The organism is Nocardia sp. NPDC059691, assembly GCF_042733915.1.
In the GTDB taxonomy this organism is placed as follows: Bacteria; Actinomycetota; Actinomycetes; order Mycobacteriales; family Mycobacteriaceae; genus Nocardia; species Nocardia sichangensis.
This window is the reverse complement of sequence record NZ_JBHWFB010000009.1, coordinates 203,422-221,199: the sequence shown is the minus strand read 5'-3', so window position 1 is coordinate 221,199 and position 17,778 is coordinate 203,422. Positions and strand designations below refer to the sequence as shown.

Genomic DNA, 17,778 nt, shown 5'->3' with positions numbered 1-17,778 from the left:
GAACCCCATGCCCTCGCCGTTGGGTCCGCTGCGCGCGGCCCTGTTCGTCCCCAGTCCGGCCAGTGTCCGCCAAGTGCTCAGCGGATTCGAGCAGCCCGACCAGCACACCGCGCTCGAACTCGAGCAGGTGACGATGCATTTGGTCGGCGGCATCGACTCCGCGGTCCGCAGCTCCGACAACGACGAGCTGATCGCCACCCTCTTGCGGGTGCCGCCGAAGTACCGCGGGTTCGCCTACGAGGGCGCGGCGGTCGGCCTCACCGCTGTCGACTCGCTCTCGCCCGGCCGGCGCGCCGCCGACCTGATCGACGGCCCGGCCAGCGAATACGCGCTGACCATGTACGTCGGCGTCGGCCTCGCCATGGCGAAGATCCCGAAGTTCCGGTGGAAGAAGCTGTTCCCGCAGCACCCGCTGTTCCGCTGGCTCGCCATCGACGGCTACGGCTTCTACAAGGCGTTCTTCCAGATGCAGCGCTACGTGCGGGACAAGCACGTCGAGACCCGCTACCCCGGCTGGCTCGGCGACCGCGACAACCTGAAGCGCATCGCGGACCAGGGCATGGGCCGCGCGCTGTGGTTCATCGGCGGCGGCAGCCCGGCCGGTGTCGTGCGGCTGATCGGCGAGTTCGAGCCGAAACGGCACGCCGATCTGTGGAGCGGCGTCGGCATCGCCGTCACCTTCGCGGGCGGCGTGGAATCGGCTGCGATGGAGGAACTCTGGGACGCGGCCGGTGAGTTCCGGCCGCAGTTGTCGCTGGGCTCGGCCATGGTCGCCCGCATCCGGCAGCAGACCAACAGCGTCAACGAGCACAGCGAGGCGGCGGCGCAGGTCTTCTGCGGAACCACCGTGGCGAAGACCGACGCGCTGATCGAGAGTTCGCTCGATGATCTGCCCGACGACGGCAGCTCCGCCACCTATCTGCTGTGGCGAGACCGGATCGCCGACATCGTCACCGCCAGTCGAGCCTGAGTCGCCGCGATGGCACGGGTCAAGGACTGGGTCGGCAAGCACGTCATCGTCACCGGAGGATCGGAAGGGATCGGCGCCGCGGTGGCGGAGGCCTTCGCGGGGCGTGGGGCGCAGGTCTCGCTCATCGCGCGGCGGAAGCTTCCGCTGCGCGACACCGCGAAACGACTGGGCGCGGACTGGGCCGCCGCGGACGTCACGAGCGCGGACCAACTCGCCTCGGCCATCACGGAACTGGAGCAGCGCAACGGACCGTGCGAGGTCATCGCCTGCTGCGCCGGTCTCGCGCTGCCCGGGCGGTTCCTCGAAGTGCGGCCCGACGAGTTCGAGGTGCAGATGTCGGCGAACTATCTCGGTGCGGTGCACGCGGTGCGGCGGGTGCTGCCCGGCATGGTGGAGCGGTCCAGGGGAAAGATCCTTTTGGTCAGCTCCACCTCGGCGTTTCTCGGCATCACCGGGTATACCGCCTACGGACCGACCAAGGCGAGCATCCGGCAGCTGGCGTTGTGCCTACGCTACGAAGTGGAGCCGAAAGGCGTGGACGTCACGGTGATCTATCCGGCCGACACCGACACACCGGGGCTGGCCATGGAGAACACCCGTAAGCCGGTCGAAACCAAGGCGATCACCGGGTCGATCGAGCCGATGCCTGCCGAGCGCGTCGCCGAGGCCGCCGTGCGCGGCCTGGAACGCGGCCGCCACCACATCGCGCTCGACCCGCTCACGCGATTCTTCCTGGCCTGGGCGAACCTGCCCGAGGACATGGCGCGGCCGTTCATGCGCCGCACCATAGCCAAGGCACTGCGCGGCAGCTGAACGCCGACCCGGCAAAGGCCCGCTCACCCATCGACTTGCGATGCGTGAGCGGGCCTTTCGCCGTTCTCAGCCGATGATTATGACCACGCAGGCCGCGATGAACAGGACCTGAACCAGCGCCCGCAGCGGCAGCGGCATGGTCTTGATGCCCAGTTCGGCGCGGGCGGCGCGGACGTTCGCTGGGAACAGCGCCACCAGCAGCGCGATCAGACAGGCCGCGGCCAGGTCGGCGGTCGCGGGAATGAGGACGCCGACCGCACCGGCCAGTTCCAGCACGCCGGTCAACGTCACCAGCGCCGGGGCGTTCGGCAGCCGGGGCGGAACCATGGCGACCAGAGCGTCGCGGCGCGGCTGGAGGAAGTGCGCGCTCGACGTGAGCGCGAGCATCGCGGCCAGCCCGAGCGCGGTCGCGTGCGCCCACGAATCGAGCCAGCCGTTGCCGGTGAGCCAGCCGATGAGCCGGGCGAGTGCGGTGACGGCGACGAGGACGACCAGCGGTGCCATCGGGATCTCCTGTGGATCGAAGAGCAAATCTTGACAGTGGAAAGATACGGCCGCGGTCATGAACTTGTCAATGTCTAGATGATGGGTCACCATCGAGGTATGGCGAAGGACGGTTATCACCACGGAGATCTCCGCGCGGCACTGCTCACCGCCGCCGCCGAGCGGATCGCCGCCGACGGCGTCGACGCGCTCTCCCTGCGCAACCTGGCCCGGCACGCGGGCGTCTCGCACGCCGCGCCCGCCCACCACTTCGGTGATCGAGCAGGACTGCTCACCGCGTTGGCCACCGAGGGATTCGAACTGCTGGCCGAACAGCTCGCGCAGGCCGGTTCGGACTTTCGTGAGGTCGCGGTGGCCTACATTCGCTTCGCGCGCGAGCATCCGGGACACTTCGACGTGATGTTCCGGCACAGCCTTCTCCACGCGGAGAACGAGACTCTGCGCGCCGCGCGAGAACGATCCGGGTCGGCGCTGCGCTCCGGCGTTTCGAGCATCCAGCTGAGCCACAGTCAGGACCGTCAGTTGTCGACCCGACTCGCCGCGTGGTCGCTGGTGCACGGCTTCGCTTCGCTGTGGCGCGAAGGCGCACTGCATAATTCAGCACTGGCCACCGACTCCGATCCGGAGATCCTGGCCCGCAAGATGCTGTCCACCATCCATTTCGACTGACCGCAAACCGGCTTGCGCCGAGCCGCCATCGTGCTATCCAGAGACCCGGAAGGAGCAGGCGGCCACACCCCCGCTGCCATCGACACATGGACATCCACGCCTACCCCACCGACGCGACCACACCGGTGGACCCGACCGAGGCACACCGGATCGCCGAGCGGCATCTCACCAACGGCGATTACGCCGATCGCGGCATCACCTATCAGCTAGCGGAGTTCGACACCTGCTTCGTCGCCGTCGCCACCTTCCCCCGCTCGCCGCACGCCGACCCGGACAGTCCGCCGGTGATCGTCGGCGGCTCCGTCTGCGTCATCGACAAGCCCACCGGCGCGGTCTCCTATTGGCCGACCTACCCGGCCGACCTGGTCGCCGACCAGTACGCGACCGCGCTGCGCGACGGGACACTCGTCATCGAGGACGACTGGCCGGAGGACGACGAGGCACCCTCCTCGGCGTGACCGAGTCCCACATCCACGACGCTCGACCACGACGCGATCCCATACAACGACGAGCCCGAACCTGTCGGACCCCGCTGTTAGCCTGAGCACCAGGATCGGCGCTCTTTCGCTCACGAAATCCATTGGGGGATCGCATGTTCGAAGATCAAACGCTCGAAGACGCCGGACCGGCTCCGACGCCCCGTCCGCAGAGCTCCGCGGAAGCGATCGATCCGTTTCGCGAGTGGCAGGAGACCGCTCCGGACGGAGTTCCCGAAGCCGACCTGCGCCGTGCCGTCGCAGTGGCGACCTTGTTCGGCGCGGATGATTCCGCCGAGGCGGAACAACTGATGACAGTCATCTTCGGGAATGGACTCGATACCGCCGCCGACCGGGTGGCGGTCGTCCAGTGGCTGCGGTCCCAGTTCCCGAGCGAGCGGTATCTCGATCCCTCGCCCGGCCCGCTCGGCGACGCGCTCGTCGGTCAGGCGCTGCGCGCGGAAACAGACGCCGGGGTACGGCTGCTGGCCGACGGGGTGCACAGCGCTTCTCTCCGCCAGCGCGAGCGATGCTTCGAAATCCTCTCCCGGCTCCGCACGACAGACGAATACATCGCCTCCACGTGCGCGAAGTATGTCGCCGCTCATCATCGCCGGTTGGCCGAATACATCGCGGATTCCTCGGAGGGCGACCCGGAAGTCCGGCTTCCCGGCTCGATCACCCATCTCCTCCTCAGCTCGATACCGAATAGCCCGGCCGACGGGTCGAACTCCGGGGGCACACGACAGTTGACGCTGTCCTTGATCGAGATCGGCGATCGCCTCCGCGCCGCAGGCGACCCGCGGGCAGCCGGGCGACTGTACCGCCGCGCGTTCCTCCTCGGTCTCGATGACGACCTCGACGGCCCCCTCGCCGAGGAGCGCGATTCCGACGGTGAACTCACCCCGCTCGCGAGCGGGGCGGCCGAAGCCGGGCGCCTGTACCGACGCTCCGTCGCCATCGGGGAACGTGTCGCCACCGCGCAACCGGCCGACTCCGGTTACCGCCGCGATCTGTCGGTGTCGTACGGCAAACTGGCCGATCTGGAACGGAAAGCGGGCGCGGTCGACGCGGCGACCAGACTGCACTACTGCGCGCTCGCCATCGTCGAAGAACTCGCGGAGGCCGAACCCGCGAACCGCGTGTATCGCCGCGATCTCGCTGTCGTCAACGAGAAGATCGGCGACATCGCTCACGCCGCGGGCGATGCCGACAAAGCCGCGCGCCACTACGGGATCACGCTCCTCCTCACCGAAGAACTCGCCGCGGCCGACCCGGAGAATACGCTCTACCGACGCGATCTCTCGGTGTCCTACAACAAGCTGGGCGATCTGGCGTCGGCCACCGGCGACCTCGATGAGGCCGCTCGGCGCTACCAGCTCGCGATCAGCATGGCGCAAGAACTGGTCGATGCCGATCCGGACAACCTCCAGTACCAGCGGGATCTTTCGATCGGCTACGACAAGCTCGCCGAAATGGCCCGGACTCGAGGAGATCTGGACGAAGCGATCCGCCTGTACCGGCGCTCGATGGAGATCGCCGAAGCGCTCGTCGCCGCCGAACCCTCGAACCTCGGATACCGACGCGACCTCTCGATCACCGCAGACCGGCTCGGCGGGGCGATCCGCGCGAACGGCGATCCGCACGAGGCCATCCGGCACTACCATCGCGCCCTCGCTCTCACACAGGAACTCCTCGCCGCCGACCCCACCAATCCGCAGTACCGCCGCGACCTCGTCGTCACGTGCAATGTGCTCGGCGACATCGCCAGAGAATGGCGCGACTTCGGCGAAGCCGCCCGGTTCTACCGACGTGCGCTGGAGGGCACGGAGGAACTGGCCGCGAGCGCACCTGGCAATCTCCGATATCGTCGCGACCTCTTGGTCGTCCACGATGCGCTGGGCTCGTTGGCGATGGATCAGGGCGACTACGACGGCGCGGCGACCCACTGCAGGCCTGCCCTGATTCATGCGGAGGAACTGTCGGCCGCCGACCCGGTGAACCTTCGGTCTCGGCGTGACCTGCTGCTGGCCTACAACGCGCTCGGCAGAGTCGTAGCCGCCCAGGGAGATCACGGGGAGGCGACGCGACTGTACGAGCACGCCATCGCGGTCGCCGCGAGCCTGGTCGAATCCGCGCCGGAAAACAGCACCTACCGCAGAGATCTCTCGTTCTGCTACCACCGGTTCGGCGACCACGCCCGTGCACGGAACGATCTCGCCGTAGCCGATCGCGCATACCGGAACGCCATGAACATCGATCTCGCTCTGGTGGACTCTCAGCCGTCCAACCCGTCTTACCGCCGCGACCTATCGGTCACTTACGACCGCCTCGGCACTCTCTCACGAGCGAGCGGCGACCACCATGCCGCGCGAGACTGGTACAACCGCTCGGCCGAGATCGCCGAGGAACTGTCGGCGGCCGACCCGGGCAACCTCGGCTATCGCCGCGATCTGCTGTCCTGCTGCGACAAACTGGGCAGCCTCGCTCGCGACACCGGCGATATCGCCGGCGCGGCCCAGCATTTCCGCCGCGGACTCGCTGTCGCCGACCATCTGGTGCGCTCGGCGCCATCCGATCTCGGCTACCAGCGCGATCTGGCCCTGATGTACGAACGTCTCGCCGACCTGGCGGGCGGTGTCCGCTGAGATCGACGATGTTCCGGCATCGATCGACGCACAGGCTCGTGGCGGCTCGGCATTCAGGTGGCCGATACGACCGCGCACACTCCCACCGGATGTTTCGACGCCGTGATTCAGAACGCGGGCTGGGCGGGGAGGTCAGGATTCGGGTCCGGACTCGACTCACCCGCGTCGGGGACTTCGGTGCCGCGCAGCGAGGTTCCGGCGGTTTCGCGCAGGTAGTTCCAGGCGACCAGGCCGATCAGGGAAGCGCCGACCATGTAGACGGCGGGGAACAGCGACCAGCCGGTTGCCTCGATGACGGCCTCGTTGATCAGCGGGGCGGTGCCGCCGAAGATCGCGGTGGAGACGTTGTAGGCCAGCGCGAAGCCCGCGTACCGGACATGGGTGGGGAAGATCGCGGGGAAGGTGGAGCTGATGGTGGACAACTGCGGCAGGTACAACAGTCCGAGCACGATGAAGCCGAAGATCGCCCATACCGTGCCCTGGCCCATCAGCCAGTACATCGGCACCGCGAGCACGCTGAGACCGGTCAGCGCGAACAACCACATCGGGCGGCGGCCGACGTTGTCGGACAGCCGGCCGAAGAACGGCAGCACCAGCATCATCACCAACTGACCGAGCAGCATCATCGCGGTGGTGGCCGATTCGCCCAAGCCGATCGTTTTCTGCAGATAGGTGGGCTGATAGGTCAGCAGCGTGTAATTGACCACGTTGAGCGCGACCACCAGTCCGGCCAGCGTCAGCGTCTCGCGCCGGTAGGTGGTCACCACCTCACGCAGACCGCCTGGCGGGCGCTTGTGCTCGGCGACCTCGGTGAACACCGGACTCTCGTCGAGCCTGGCCCGCAGGTACCAGCCGGTCAGGCCGAGCGGGATGGCGATCAGGAACGGGATGCGCCAGCCCCAGTCGTGCAAGGTGTCCGAACCGAGCGCGAGCTGGCAGGCCAGCACCGTCGCGGAGCCGCCGACGAAGCCCGCGAGCGTGCCGAACTCGAGGAAACTGCCGAGGAATCCGCGTTTGCGGTCGGACGCGCACTCGGCGAGATACGTTGCCGCGCCGCCGTATTCGCCGCCGGTCGAGAAGCCCTGCACCACGCGGAGCAGGATCAGCAGGATGGGCGCCAGCACGCCGACGGACGCGTGGGTGGGCAACACGCCGATGGCGCCGGTGGCGGCGGCCATGAGCAGGATCGTGGTGGCCAGCACGGCTTTACGGCCGATGCGGTCACCGAGCGGGCCCCACACCATGCCGCCGAGCGGCCGGAGCACGAACGAGATGGCGAAGCCGAGCATGGTGCCGAGCGTGCCCAGTTCCCCGGGGAAGAAGGCATCGGTCAGATACGTCGCGGTGGCCGCGTAGACGCCGTAGTCGAACCATTCGGTCGCGTTGCCCATGGCGGAGGCCGCGACGGAACGTCGCAGCGGGAAACTCTCGGAAGTTCGATCGGTCACGTGCACGTCCTCTCCAGTCCGTCACGGACCTCGGTTCGTTCCACCTCCGGCCGCGAGAACCGAAGGTGTGGCACGAAACAGACCGATACCCAGGATTCGCCCCGGGCAAACAGTCACGTAACAGGAAGAGGGCGAACACATCTGCGCTGACCTGCGACTCCACTGACAATTGTGATGCCGGTCACATATGCGCTCAGGCCGCACCGGTCGCCGCCTCCACGACGGTCGCGATACGACGGCGCTCGCGCTCACTTCGGCCCGAGCATGGCGGCGATACCCGCGGCGACTTCCTTCGCCAACGCCCCGTCGACCGGAGCGTGCCGCCCGAGCAGGCGGTACCACATCACTCCGAAAGCGAAATCGACCACGAGGTCCAACGACACCGCCCCGGTGAACCGACCACTGTCCACACCTCGCCGCAGCAGCGTGCGCAACACCTCACGACGCGGGCCGATCACGGCGTCCTGCAACAGCTGCGACAGCGCCGGATCGCGCTGCGCGTCGGCCATCAGTCCGACCAGAGCCTGACCCGTCAGCTCGCGCGTGAGTTCGTAGGTCGCGGTGAGCAAGCCTTCGACCTCGGCGAGCACGTCGGCGGACTCGGCGCGCACACGCAATGCCGGGTTCTCCTCGACGAGCCCGGCCAACGCCTCCATGAGCACCGCGGCCTTGTCCGGCCACCAGCGATACACCGTCTGCCTGCCCGCGCCCGCGGCGTCGGCGATGGCCTTGATGGTCAGGTCCTGGTAGCCGTCCCGTTCACACAGTTCCAGCGCGGCGCGCAGGATCGCGCGCCTGGTTTCCTCGCTGCGCGGGCGGCCACGGGTTCCGGTCATGCCGATACTTTACAAGACACCGTGCCTCGTTTATATTTCGAGACACAGAGCTTCGAAAATCAGGAGGATGTTGTGGGCAACCGGGTCGTCATCGTGGGCGGTACATCGGGCATCGGCCTGGCCGCGGCGCGCAGGCTCGCCGACCACGGGCACGAGGTGATCGTCGCGGGTCGCGACAAGGGCAGGCTCGAGGCCGCATTGGCCGATCTCGGCGAGAACGTCACCGGCCGTACCGTGGACGCGCGTGACGAGGCGGAACTGACCCGATTCTTCGCGGAGATCGGGCCGATCGACCATGTGGTGGTGACCGTGACCGGACCGTCGGGCACGACGCCGTTCCGCGAGCTCGAACTCGAGCATCTGCGCCGCCACGTCGAGGGCAAACTGCTCCCGCACGCCGCCGCGATGCAAGCCGCGCTGCCGCACCTGAACGAGGGCGGTTCGATCACCCTGGTGTCGGCGGCCTCGGCGGGCGGCTCGATGCCCGCCACCGCGGCGCTGGCGGCGGTCAATGCCGGTGTGGAGGCGATGGTTCCGGTGCTGGCGGTCGAGCTCGCGCCATTGCGCGTGAACGCGGTGTCCCCCGGCGTGATCGACACCGAATGGTGGAGCTTCCTGCCCGACGGCGCGCGCACCGAGGTCTTCGACCAGATCGCCGCGACCACGCCGGTGGGGCGGGTCGGCACCGCCGACGACGTGGCCCACGCGATCGAATTCCTGGTGGACAACGCGTTCACGACCGGAATCGTGGTGCGCGTCGACGGTGGCGCACGATTGGGCGCGCCGAAGTAGGTCCTACAGCGGCGTCACGTAGGCCCCCGCGATGCCGCCGTCCACCAGGAACTGGGACGCGGTGATGAACGAGGAATCGTCGCTGGCGAGGAAGGCCACGGCAGCGGCGATCTCCTCCGGTTCGGCGAACCGGCCGAGCGGCACGTGCACCAGGCGGCGGGCGGCGCGCTCCGGGTCCTTGGCGAACAGTTCCTGGAGTAGCGGGGTGTTCACCGGCCCGGGGCACAGGGCGTTCACCCGAATGCCGTCGCGGGCGAACTGCACGCCGAGTTCGCGGCTCATCGCCAGTACGCCGCCCTTGGAGGCGGTGTAGGAGATCTGCGAGGTCGCCGCACCCATGACCGCGACGAACGAGGCGGTGTTGATCACCGATCCTTTGCCGCGCTCGAGCATGTGCTCGATGGCGTACTTGCTGCACAGGTACACGGAGGTCAGGTTGACCTCCTGAACCCGCCGCCACGCGTCGATGCCGGTGGTCAGGATCGAATCGTCCTCCGGCGGGGAGATGCCCGCGTTGTTGAACGCGATGTCCAACCCGCCGTAGGTGTCGACCGCGGTCTGGAACAGGGCCTTGACCTGGTCTTCGTCGGTGACGTCCACGTGCACGTACCGGCCGCCGACCTCCTTGGCGGCCGCCTCGCCGGTCCCGGCGTCGATGTCCGCGACCACCACCTTCGCCCCCTCCGCCGCGAAGCGACGGACCGTGGCCAGACCGATACCGCTCCCGCCGCCGGTGACGACGGCGACTCGATCCTGTAAGCGCTGCAACGTATCTCCTGTCGGATGTGCGGGTATCACTACGTGGCGAGGAAGACGTTCTTGGTCTCGGTGAAGGCGAGCGCGGCGTCCGGGCCGAGTTCGCGCCCGAGCCCGGACTGCTTGAAGCCGCCGAACGGCGTCCAGTACCGCACGGACGAATGCGAGTTCACCGACAGGTTGCCCGCCTCCACACCGCGGGCCACGCGCAGCGCGCGGCTGACGTCGCGGGTCCAGATCGAGCCGGAGAGGCCGTAATTCGTGTCGTTGGCGATGCGCAGCGCGTCGGCCTCGTCCTCGAACGGGACCACCGCGACCACCGGCCCGAACACCTCGTCGGTGAGCACCCGGTCGGTGGGCGCGCCGGGCAGCACCACGGTCGGCGGATACCAGAATCCGGGACCGTCGGGCGCGCTTCCGGTGAACGCGACCTTGGTCGAGGGCTGCACGAACTCGGCCACTCGCTCCCGGTGCGCGGCCGAGATCAGCGGGCCCATCTCGGTGGATTCGTCGGACGGGTCGCCGACGCGCACCCCCTGCACGGCGGGTTCCAGCAACTCCAGGAACCGGTCGAACACACTGCGCTGCACAAGGATCCGGGAGCGGGCGCAGCAGTCCTGCCCGGCGTTGTCGAAGACGCCGTAGGGCGCTGTCGCCGCCGCCTGTTCCAGGTCGGCGTCGGCGAACACGACGTTCGCGCTCTTGCCGCCGAGTTCCAGCGTCACCCGCTTCACCTGCCGAGCGCAGCCCGCCATGATCCGCGTGCCCACCTCCGTGGAACCGGTGAACACCACCTTGCGGACGGCCGGGTGGGTGACGAAGCGCTCTCCCACCACCGACCCCTTGCCGGGCAGCACCTGGAACACACCCTCGGGCAGGCCCGCCTCGAGCGCCAGTTCACCGAGTCGCAGCGCGGTCAGCGGCGTCAGCTCGGCGGGTTTGAGCACCACGGTGTTGCCCGCGGCGAGCGCGGGCGCGAAACCCCAGGCCGCGATCGGCATCGGGAAATTCCACGGCACGATCACGCCGACCACGCCGAGCGGTTCGTGGAAGGTGATGTCGACTCCACCCGCGACCGGAATCTGACTGCCCAGCAACCGTTCCGGCATTCCGGCCGCGTAGTGCAGCACGTCGCGGACGTTGCCCGCCTCCCAACGCGCGTTGCCGATGGTGTGCCCCGCGTTGGCGACCTCGAGCCGGGCGAGCTGCTCCACATCCGCGTCGACCGCCTCGGCGAACCGGCGCAGCAATCTGGCCCGATCGCCGGGCGCCACCTCGCGCCACCCGGCCGACGCGCGCTGCGCGGCGGCGACGGCGGCATCGGTCTCGGCTTCGCCGACGAGTTCGACGGTGGTGACCACCTGTTCGGTCGCCGGGTTGAGCACCTGCGCTGTCGTCACGAGTCCCGCTCCCTTCGATAGGTGTCCGCCGCCTCGGCCAGCGCCCGCACCAGCCTGCGATCGGTGGCGTCGGCCTCCGGATGCCACTGCACGCCGACCAGGAACGACCCGTCGGTGGACTCCACGGCCTCGATCGTGCCGTCCGCGGCGTACGCGGTGGCGGTCAGGCCCTCGGCGAGCCGATCGACGGCCTGGTGATGGTGGCAGTTCACCTTCACCTCCGGACCGGCCAGCCGCGCGACCCGGCTGCCCGCGATGGTCAGCACCCGGGTCGCGGTGAACCCGCCCTCGACGCCGGAGTGTTCCTCGTGCCCGACCACATCGGGCAGATGCGGGATCAGCGTGCCGCCGAGCGCCACGTTCGCCAGCTGTAGCCCGCGGCACACCGCGAGAATCGGCATGCCCGCGGCTCTGGCCAGCTCGAACAGGCCGAACTCCGACTCGTCCCGGTCCGGCCTGGTGTAGCCGGGGATTCCGGCGGCAGGGCCGCCGTAGCGCGCTGGATCGACGTCCGCGCCGCCGGTCAGCACCAACCCGTCGAGCCGTCGCACCAGCTCGGGACGCGCGACGCCGGCGGGCGGCAGCAGCACCGGGATGCCGCCCGCGGCGGCCACCATCTCGACGTAGGCGTGCGGCAGCACCGCGCACGGCAGATCCCACGCGTTGAAGCGGGCCTGCTCCACATAGGTGGGCAGGCCGATCACGGGACGGGCTCCCGCGACCTCAGAGTCGTTCGAAACCACGGATACGCTCCCAGTCGGTGACCGCGGCGTCGTAGGCGTCCAGTTCGACCCGCGCCGCGTTGCGATAGTGCTCCACTACATCATCACCGAAGGCCGCGCGGGCCACCGCGCTGTCCCCGAACAGCTGGGCCGCTTCGCGCAGCGTACGCGGCACACGGGGGCGCTCGGAGTGATAGGCGTTGCCGTGGAATTCCGGCTCGAGCGGCAGCCCGCGGTCGATGCCGTGCAGTCCCGCCGCGATCAGCGCGGCCACGGCCAGGTACGGGTTCACGTCACCGCCGGGCACCCGGTTCTCGAAGCGCAGCCCATGATCCTCGCCGACCACGCGGATGGCGCAGGTCCGGTTGTCCCGGCCCCACGCGATCGCGGTCGGCGCGAAGCTGCCCGCGACGAATCGCTTGTAGGAGTTGATGTTCGGCGCGAGCAGGTAGGTGAACTCGCGCAAGCAGTCCAGCTGGCCCGCGATGAAGTGCCGCATCAACGGCGACATGCCGTCCGCGCCGTCCCCCGCGAAGACCGGCTCGCCGGCCTCGCCGCGCAGGCTCAAATGAATATGGCAGGAATTGCCTTCCCGCTCATTGTATTTCGCCATGAAGGTGAGGCTGCGCCCTTCCTGCGCCGCGATCTCCTTCGCACCGGTCTTGTAGATACTGTGGTTGTCGCAGGTGACCAGAGCTTCGTCGTACCGGAACGCGATCTCGTGCTGGCCGGGGTTGCACTCGCCTTTGGCCGACTCGACATACATCCCCGCGCCGTCCATCTCCTTGCGGATACGGCGCAACAACGGCTCGATCCGCCCGGTGCCGAGCATCGAGTAGTCGACGTTGTACTGATTGGCCGGCGTCAGCCCGCGGTACCCCGCGTTCCAGGCCGCCTCGTAGCTGTCGTCGAACACCAGGAACTCGAGTTCGGTCCCGACGAACGCGCGCAGGCCGCGCTCGCTCAACCGGTCCAACTGTTTGCGCAGCACCTGGCGCGGTGAAGCCGCGACCGCCCGCCCTTCCGGCACCACGTGCTCGACGTCGCAGAGCACCAGCGCGGTGCCCGGCCACCACGGGGCCGTCCGCAGCGTGCGCAGATCCGGCCGTAGCACGACGTCTCCGTACCCGGTCTCCCACGACGAGAGGGCGTATCCGTCGACGGTCGTCATGTCCACGTCCACCGCGAGCAGGTAGCCGCAGGCCTCGGTGGCGTGCTCGAGCACCTCGTCCAGGAAATAGCGTGCCGCGCAGCGCTTCCCTTGCAGTCGCCCCTGCATGTCGGTCATGGCGACCAGCACAGTGTCGATCTCACCCGTATCGACCTGGTCCCGCAATTGCGCCACACTCAGCATCCCGCTACGCATCCATGACCCCTCTCGGCACCAACCGTGCTCACGCTAGAGCAAAACGGACACCTTTGTGACGTGACACCGGAATCTCGTTCCCGGCGCGCAACGGTGTGCGATCAGGCCAGCTCAGCAACGTCTCGGTGGTGGCCGAGCAAGATCAGGACAACGGATTGCGCAACGCCGCGGAAAAGACCGACAGGCGGCGCGGGCGGGGACGCGACAGCGCGGGCGGGCGCGGTGCGCGGATCGGCCGTCCGAGCCACATGCGCACGAGCAAGGCCGCGAATCGCAAGTGGCCGCGCAGCGCCGGACCGGCGAAGGCGAGCGACCAACGCGTCTGGGTGCCGGCCGCGGGCAGCTCACGACCGGCGAAGCGACCGGCGAGCCAGTCGACCATGACCGGCAGCGCCAGGAATTGCAACAGCAGATGGGTGCTGAGCCGATCGCGCAAGTAGCGCACGTGGACGCCCGCCGCGACGTAGCGCGCGACGTGGCCGTCCACGTCGGCGGTCGCGATCACCTCGTCGTGCACGCCCTGCAGCACGAGCATGGGCATCGCGGGCGCTCGGCCGCCGGGGTGGATGTCGTCGAGGATCCGCCGCAGCCCGTCCTGCTCGAGCATGGCGGCCAGTCCCGCGTCACTGTGTTTGTCGATGTCGCGCCGGGCGAAGCGATACAGCAGCGGGAACGTCGCGGTGGTCTCGGTCTCGGCCAGCCAGCCGAGATATCGCGCGTCCAGATGCGCGCGCAGCATGCGGTCCAGATCCGGGTAGCCGCGGCGCAGCCCGGCGGTGAAGACGGCCGCGAATCCCGCGAAGAGGGTGCCGTTGAGCCGGACGAACGCGGCGGCCGGATCCCCCACCGGCGACCCGGCGACCGCGCCGACGATATTCAGCTCGGGCGCGTATTCGGCGGCCATTTCCGCGGCCCAGGCCGTGGCCAATCCCCCGCCCGAATAACCCCACAGCGCCACGGGTGTGGTCGGGTCCAGTCCCAGCGGAACGAATGCGTGCGCGGCGCGCACCGCGTCCAGCGCGCGATATCCCGGCTCCCTGGCCACGCCGAACCGGCCCGCGGTTCCACCGTGATCCGGCACCGACACCGCCCAGCCCCGCGCCAGGGCGCTGGCGATCAGCGGCAGCTCGAGCTGGGGAATCGACCCCGCCGCCCGTGCGCCGCGCCGGAGCGAATAGGACGGAAGACATTTCGAGGCCACCGCGTCGATCGCGCACTGGAACGACACCAGCGGGCGCGGCTCGGCCGGATCCGCGCCCCACGGCAACAGCACGGTGGTCACCGCGACCTCGGGCACCCCGTTCAAGTCACACGTCCGATAGAGCAGTTGCCAGGCCGAGATGCGCTGGGACACAAGACCGAAGAAGCCGATCCGCACCGCCCGCGCACGAACGATCGCGCCGGGACGCAACCGCCCCACCGCGGGCGGTGGGACGTAGAACGGATCGTCTTCGGGCAGTATCGGCCGCTGTGCGAACGGGGCCGGATCGGGCGGCACTGTACCGCCATCCCATTCGAGTTGCACACTCATCCGGTTCTTCCTTTCCGACGGCACGGCCGTGATCGCGGGCATCCCGCGCCGGATCGCCCGTATTCACCCAACCAAGGTCGCGCCCGGAAAAGAATTGTCCCGGGTACCAATTAGACGCGCGCGGATTCTCGCGCCCATGCAGTGACAGCGGCTCACCAGCTGCCGTTGCCGCCGACCATCCACGGATTGAAAGTGCATTCCAGCGACGGCTGGGCGACCGGGTCGAGCGCGTGCAGGACGATCGACGCCGCCCGCGGCGAATACATCATCGTCAGGTGGTCGGACATGTCTTGCTCGCACCCGTCTTGCAGCGTGACGTTGTCCACCGTCGCGTCCGGTCCCGCTTGCAGGAACGTCCATTGATAAGGGTTGGTCACCTCGTCGTGCCGCGAGCCGACCGCCGTGTAGGCGACTCCGGGCACCGTGTCGCCCTGGGCGTTCAGACTGGCGTAGAACGGCGAGCCCACCGCTTGCTGGATATTCGCGAGTCCGACCAGCGGCTCGTAGAACCCGAGAATGTCGACGCCCAGATTGTTGATGATCCGGCCCAGCGTGGCGATACCCATCAGCGACGTGCCGTGGTGTGTCGCTCCCAGGCTCACCAATTTGCCCACTTTGCCCTGGCCGCCCTCGAACTTCAGATAATGGTCGGCGACCGTCCCGCCTTGCGAGTGACCGACGATGTCGACGGCCTGCGCACCGGTCGCGGCCAGGACCCGGTCGACGAAATCGCGCAACTGCACGGCCGAATCCTCCATCCGGCCCACGCCGAAGCGCCCCGGCAGGATCGGGCCGAGACCGCCGCCCTCCAGGATGCCGGAACGCCCGAAATTGAAGGCGAACACGCAGAAACCGGCGCGGGCCAGGCGCGGGGACAAGTAGGAGAAGGTGTCGTAGGCGTTGAGCCAGGTGCCGTGCAGCAGCACCACCGGTCGCGGATGTTCGGCGGTGGGGGTGCAGTTCCAGCGGTTGCCGCCGGGCGGGGCGGCGTCCGGGTGGGTCAGGCCGTAGGCGAAGGCCGCCAGATACGCCGACATCTCCGGGCCTTCACCGAACGCGTCGGAAGCGACGCTGGTCGGCCATCCCGACGAGCTGCCGCTGTCCACGATCGCGCGCGGTTGCCTGCCGTCCGGGGCGGGCGCCAGGCCCGCGCTGATGTAATCGGCCAGGGCCTGCTGGGTCGGTTCGATCTCCTCCCGCGCGTGCGCCGGTCCGTTGCCGAGTGCCGTGGCCATCGTCACGCCCGCGATCACCGCGGCCCCGAGAATCGCCCGTCGAGCGTTGTGCATCATTGCCAACATCGAGTTCACTTCCATTCACGCCGAACCACAGGCGGCCCGGCGGTGAATCGAACACCGCTACAGAATGTTTCCTACGCCACATTCGTATTCGAATGTGATCGGGGACATAGATGCGAGCCGCTTTCCGAATGTATGACTCGCGCCGGAGCGGTGTCACTGCACGCCGAGGAGAAGATTCCGTCCGGAATGTTGGCCCCGAAGCCAAAATTCGCGCGACTGGGCCCGCGACCTTGCCGCGGTTTCCTGTGGTCGGAAACAATCGGCCCATGTCCGTCGCGTTGTCCCCGGTGGCCGGAGACGCTCCGCTCGTCGCCCGGTTGCTCACCCGCTGGCCGCAGATCGCCGAGCGCATGCTCGCCGCAGGCCTCGGCACCACCTCGCCCGCCGCCGATCTGCCCGAGGGGCATTTCACCGCCGAGGTGCTTCCGGCGATCTACGCGTGCGGCCGCGCCGTGCTCCAGGCGATCGGTGAACAGCGCAGCTTCACCAAGGCCGAAGTCGCGACGTTCGTCGCCCCGGTGGCCGAGCGGCACGCCGAGGACCGGTTCCCCCTGCCCGTGCTGATCGAGGCCATTCACGGTTCCGCGCAGTCGGTGCTCCACGAGGCGGCCGCGCTGGCCTCCCGCGAGGAGCTCGACGACCTCGTCCTGGTCGGCAGCCGACTGCTCGACCTGCTCATGCAGATCAACATCACGGTCGTGGAGACCTACACCGAGGTCGAGCAGTCCATCTACAACGCCGAACGGGAGGCGCGCCGGGCGCTGTGCTCGGCGCTGCTGAACGGGTTCCCCGCGGCGGAGCTGGCGGCGCGGGCCGACACCGCCCTCGCGGAGCACTACACCGTGCTCGCCATCCACATCCGGCCGGACGATCAGCCGAGCAAGGTCGCCACACTCGTCGGACGCCGCCGCATCCGCCTGCTGCACCGCACTCTGGACGCCCTCGCGGGCACCACGGCGCTGGCCACTTTCGACGGCTGGAGCGGAATCGCGTTGCTGCCCAGCGGTTCCGACGCCGAACTCGACGACGCGCGCCACACCGGGCTCGCCACCGAGCTGGCCGAGAACTTCGGGGTTCCGGTATTCCTGGCCGAGTATCCGTCCGTGCCGAAGGACGCCATTCCGCACACCGCGAAGGAAGCCACCGACCTCGCCGAACTCGCGCGCCTGCTCGGCCGCCCGGCGGGCGTCTACCAACTCGACGATCTGCTGTTGGAGTACCAGCTCACCAGGCCGGGCACCGCCCGCACCCGGCTGGCCGAGCGGATCGCCCCGATCCTGGACAGCCCGCACCTGATGGAAGCCCTCGACGCGCACCTGCGCCACGGCTCGGACCGCAAGGCCGCGGCCGCCGAGATCCACGTGCATCCCAACACGTTCAGCTATCGCCTGCGCCGCATCGCCGAACTCACGGGCGTCGATCCCACCGACCCGCACGACTCCCGGCTGCTGGCGGCCGCGCTGACGATTCAGCGCCTATATCCGCGCAGGCCGCCTGGTGAGGCCAAGGCCTAGGCACGGGGAACTCCCTGCGGTCGATCGCGGCC

The 17,778-nt window shown here is 68.7% G+C and carries 16 protein-coding genes; 7 read left to right on the top strand and 9 right to left on the bottom strand.

Annotated features, from left to right (window positions below; all coding sequences use genetic code 11):
- Positions 1-7: 7 nt before the first annotated feature.
- Together ACFV2O_RS21360 and ACFV2O_RS21355 are read left to right on the top strand one after the other, a co-directional pair.
- Positions 8-970, top strand: coding sequence for a DUF1702 family protein (locus ACFV2O_RS21360; RefSeq protein WP_379253291.1), 963 nt, complete (start codon positions 8-10; stop codon positions 968-970).
- A gap of 9 nt (positions 971-979) precedes the next feature.
- A complete protein-coding gene (locus tag ACFV2O_RS21355) occupies positions 980-1,783 on the top strand; it encodes an SDR family oxidoreductase (RefSeq protein ID WP_379253290.1) in 804 nt (267 codons plus the stop codon).
- A gap of 66 nt (positions 1,784-1,849) precedes the next feature.
- Here the strand turns inward: ACFV2O_RS21355 and ACFV2O_RS21350 are convergent, their stop codons facing one another.
- Complete coding sequence (locus tag ACFV2O_RS21350) at positions 1,850-2,287, bottom strand: hypothetical protein (protein WP_356961055.1); 438 nt, start codon at positions 2,285-2,287, stop codon at positions 1,850-1,852.
- A 99-nt stretch (positions 2,288-2,386) separates the two neighbouring features.
- Between ACFV2O_RS21350 and ACFV2O_RS21345 the strand changes: the two genes are divergently transcribed.
- From ACFV2O_RS21345 to ACFV2O_RS21335, 3 genes are all read left to right on the top strand, one after another.
- Positions 2,387-2,956 carry a TetR/AcrR family transcriptional regulator gene (locus ACFV2O_RS21345; RefSeq protein ID WP_379253289.1) on the top strand — a complete coding sequence of 190 codons (570 nt, stop codon included), beginning with the start codon at positions 2,387-2,389 and terminating at the stop codon, positions 2,954-2,956.
- A gap of 86 nt (positions 2,957-3,042) precedes the next feature.
- Entirely contained in the window at positions 3,043-3,414 is a 372-nt protein-coding gene (locus tag ACFV2O_RS21340) for a hypothetical protein (protein WP_379253288.1), read from the top strand.
- A 134-nt stretch (positions 3,415-3,548) separates the two neighbouring features.
- Entirely contained in the window at positions 3,549-6,080 is a 2,532-nt protein-coding gene (locus ACFV2O_RS21335; protein ID WP_379253287.1) for a tetratricopeptide repeat protein, read from the top strand.
- Between the two features lie 107 nt (positions 6,081-6,187).
- Here the strand turns inward: ACFV2O_RS21335 and ACFV2O_RS21330 are convergent, their stop codons facing one another.
- On the bottom strand, positions 6,188-7,471 hold the full coding sequence (locus tag ACFV2O_RS21330) for an MFS transporter (RefSeq protein WP_379253386.1): 1,284 nt from the start codon (positions 7,469-7,471) through the stop codon (positions 6,188-6,190).
- Positions 7,472-7,776: 305 nt separating this feature from the next.
- A complete protein-coding gene (locus ACFV2O_RS21325; protein ID WP_379253286.1) occupies positions 7,777-8,364 on the bottom strand; it encodes a TetR/AcrR family transcriptional regulator in 588 nt (195 codons plus the stop codon).
- Between the two features lie 72 nt (positions 8,365-8,436).
- Here ACFV2O_RS21325 and ACFV2O_RS21320 point away from each other — a divergent pair, with 72 nt between their 5' ends.
- Positions 8,437-9,156 carry an SDR family oxidoreductase gene (locus tag ACFV2O_RS21320; protein ID WP_379253285.1) on the top strand — a complete coding sequence of 240 codons (720 nt, stop codon included), beginning with the start codon at positions 8,437-8,439 and terminating at the stop codon, positions 9,154-9,156.
- Positions 9,157-9,159: 3 nt separating this feature from the next.
- Here ACFV2O_RS21320 and ACFV2O_RS21315 read toward each other — a convergent pair whose 3' ends face one another.
- The 6 genes from ACFV2O_RS21315 to ACFV2O_RS21290 form a co-directional block, all read right to left on the bottom strand.
- Positions 9,160-9,951, bottom strand: a complete 792-nt coding sequence (locus ACFV2O_RS21315; RefSeq protein WP_379253385.1) for a 3-oxoacyl-ACP reductase — start codon at positions 9,949-9,951, stop codon at positions 9,160-9,162.
- 2 nt (positions 9,952-9,953) lie between these two features.
- Positions 9,954-11,312, bottom strand: a complete 1,359-nt coding sequence (locus ACFV2O_RS21310) for an aldehyde dehydrogenase family protein (RefSeq protein WP_379253284.1) — start codon at positions 11,310-11,312, stop codon at positions 9,954-9,956.
- On the bottom strand, positions 11,309-12,055 hold the full coding sequence (locus ACFV2O_RS21305; RefSeq protein WP_379253283.1) for a gamma-glutamyl-gamma-aminobutyrate hydrolase family protein: 747 nt from the start codon (positions 12,053-12,055) through the stop codon (positions 11,309-11,311). Before ACFV2O_RS21305 ends, ACFV2O_RS21310 begins: the two co-directional genes overlap by 4 nt.
- Positions 12,036-13,400 carry a glutamine synthetase family protein gene (locus tag ACFV2O_RS21300; protein ID WP_379253282.1) on the bottom strand — a complete coding sequence of 455 codons (1,365 nt, stop codon included), beginning with the start codon at positions 13,398-13,400 and terminating at the stop codon, positions 12,036-12,038. The genes ACFV2O_RS21305 and ACFV2O_RS21300 overlap by 20 nt, the downstream gene beginning before the upstream one ends.
- A gap of 142 nt (positions 13,401-13,542) precedes the next feature.
- Positions 13,543-14,931: a lipase family protein gene (locus ACFV2O_RS21295; protein WP_379253281.1), complete on the bottom strand. Its 1,389-nt coding sequence runs from the start codon at positions 14,929-14,931 to the stop codon at positions 13,543-13,545.
- A gap of 152 nt (positions 14,932-15,083) precedes the next feature.
- Positions 15,084-16,223, bottom strand: coding sequence for an esterase/lipase family protein (locus ACFV2O_RS21290; protein WP_379253384.1), 1,140 nt, complete (start codon positions 16,221-16,223; stop codon positions 15,084-15,086).
- A 275-nt stretch (positions 16,224-16,498) separates the two neighbouring features.
- Between ACFV2O_RS21290 and ACFV2O_RS21285 the strand changes: the two genes are divergently transcribed.
- Positions 16,499-17,746: a PucR family transcriptional regulator gene (locus tag ACFV2O_RS21285; protein WP_379253280.1), complete on the top strand. Its 1,248-nt coding sequence runs from the start codon at positions 16,499-16,501 to the stop codon at positions 17,744-17,746.
- The last annotated feature ends 32 nt before the right edge of the window (positions 17,747-17,778 follow it).